The following is a 1,211-nucleotide window of genomic DNA, read 5'->3' on the forward strand; positions in this document are numbered from 1 at the left end:
CCCCGCCGGCGCCGCCGGCTCCCCCGGGAACGCCCGATCCGCCATTGCCCCCGTTGCCCCATAGGATCCCGCCAGACCCACCGTTTTCCCCGGTCCCGGGGGTGCCATTGGTGCCATTACCGATCAGCGGACGGCTCAGCAGCAGGTTGGTGGGCGCGTTGATGGCACCCAGCAGCCCCTCCTCGAGGGCCTGCAACGGCGACACATTGGCGGCCTCGGCGCTTGCATACGAGGTCCCAGCATTGATCAATGCCTGCACGAACTGCGTTTGGAACGCCGCCGCCTGCGCGCTCACCGACTGATAAGCCTGGCCGTGGCTGGAAAGCAGCGCAGCGATCGCCGTTGACACCTCGTCTCCGGCGGCGGCTAACACCGTGGTAATCGGCACGACCGCAGCACTATTAGCGGCATACAACGACGAGCCGATGCTCATCACATCCGCTGCCGCCGCAGCCAATAGCTCCGCTGTTGCGATCACATACGACATCGTTGCGCCCGTTTCTTGAACGATTGGCGGTACGACGCTGGGAAAAGTGGTGGCGCCCAGAGGTTGGCCTGGACGGTATTGCTCAACTCTGGAGCCCGTGGAACTGGCGCCGGCGTCTGCTCCAGCGACGACCGGTCGTGAGCTCTTTGGAAGTGTCCTGCCGACTTGGCTATCCCACTGGGTCTGGGTGACGGCACTCGCGCAGCACCCTGAAGCGGCCTTCCGTTTTCGAGACGGGTTCGAAGCGCAGGGCGCGACGTCACTTGACCCGTAGCCGCCGACGCTGTCTCGGCTTCGGTTGCGCATAGTAAGCCGTCAGGCTGTGAAGATCGGTTCGGCATTTCACACCGCCATGCTCTCGTGTGCTGGCCCTATCAGCCGGGTTGTCCGGGGTGCCCAGGGGTGCCGTCTTTGCCAGTGGCTCCCATTTGGCCCGCTGCGCCATGTCCGCCGCTGCCGTCAAGACCGCCTTGTCCGGGTAGACCGCCTCTACCGCCGGCGCCGAAGCCCCCGGCTCCACCCACTCCGCCGTCGCCGGGACGACCGAGTTGGCCGAACATCCCGGCGGTGCCGCCTGCGCCACCGTGTCCGCCCGCCCCACCATCACCGCCGTTTCCCCCTTTGCCACCGTCACCGCCGTCACCGCCGGGACCAGCTCGTCCTGGAGCACGATGGTCAGAGCTGCCGCCCGCGCCGCCACCCCCGCCGCCGCCACCGTCGCCGC

2 protein-coding genes are annotated in these 1,211 nt (G+C 67.5%); both read right to left on the minus strand.

What is annotated here, in order from left to right; genetic code table 11:
* On the minus strand, positions 1 to 487 hold a 487-nt coding region (locus B4U45_RS10225), incomplete at its 3' end, for a PE family protein (protein WP_219859390.1).
* Between the two features lie 259 nt (positions 488 to 746).
* Positions 747 to 1,211, minus strand: a 465-nt coding sequence (locus B4U45_RS10230) for a hypothetical protein (protein WP_219859391.1), incomplete at its 5' end; no start/stop codon positions are given.

It is taken from the genome of Mycobacterium persicum (assembly GCF_002086915.1).
Classification (GTDB): Bacteria; Actinomycetota; Actinomycetes; order Mycobacteriales; family Mycobacteriaceae; genus Mycobacterium; species Mycobacterium persicum.